A 1,023-nucleotide genomic window follows, 5' to 3' on the forward strand; every position below is an offset into this window, starting at 1 on the left:
ACCCGCAGCGGCCCGTCCGCCCGGCTTCTCGCCCGCCCGGCCCCCAGCGGCCCGCGCACCCGGCTGGTCTGGGGCCTCGCGGCCACCGTCGCCGTGCTCGCGGTCGCCGTGGGCGCCGTACTCGGCGGCCCGAACCCCCAGCACGCCGTCGCCGCGCCGCGCCCGCTGACCGTCCACGTCCGCTCCACGCCCGTGCCCCTGAAGGACATGGTCGCCCTGGCCGACGCGGCGGCGGCCGCCGGTGAGCCGGCCCTGCGCAGGGGCACGCACACGCAGTCGTGGAGTCTCGGCATGAGCGACGACAGGCCCCCGGTCGTGCTCCCCGAGGAACGGGTGGTGCGCTGGCGGGCGGACGCCGGCCACACCGAGCTGGTCGTCGCCACCGACCCGCGCCGGACCGGCCGGCCGGTGCTCAGCGACGAGGGCGACACCCCCCACGAGGTCGCGGACGGCCATGTCATCAGCCGCACCACCTATCCGCCGATGTGGAGCGACGCCCCGCCGGACGCCACCCCGCCCCACACCGCGCCGGGCCTGCGCGCCTACCTCACCGAGCTGGCCCGCCCCGGGGTCGACCGCGACACGGCCCCGCTGCGCACCACCGAACTCCTCGACGCCACCGCCGAACTGCTCGACCACTGGACCCTCGGCGCCCGCGAATCGGCCGCGCTGGTCCGGCTGTTCGCCGGGGCCGAGGGGCTGCGGCCGGCCGGCGACGTCACCGACCGCCTCGGCCGACGGGGCCACGCGTACGTGTACGACGACGGCCATGTCCGGCACATGCTGATCCTGGAACCGCGCACCGGCACCGTCCTCGGCATGGAGGACACCTTCGCCGTGGCCGCACCCGAGTACGGCGTGAAGGCCGGGGACGTCATGGGCTACAGCGCCTGGATGCGCTGATCACACCCCGAACTCCCGGGCGGCGGCGGTCAGGTGCCGCCGGGCCGCCGCCGGCGTGTCCGCGTACGGCTCACCGGGGGCGGACGCGTCGTGGCCGGGGCGCGTGCGGGAGCTGGGGGC

General features: G+C 77.6%; 1 protein-coding gene. It reads left to right on the plus strand.

The genetic code is table 11. The features are described 5' to 3' along the window. Window positions 1-903: CU044_5270 family protein (locus tag V7E45_RS40285; protein ID WP_333779246.1), on the plus strand; the 903-nt coding region annotated here is incomplete at its 5' end. Between the last annotated feature and the right edge of the window lie 120 nt (window positions 904-1,023).

Source organism: Streptomyces sp. IBSBF 3136 (assembly GCF_036815105.1).
Lineage (GTDB): Bacteria > Actinomycetota > Actinomycetes > Streptomycetales > Streptomycetaceae > Streptomyces.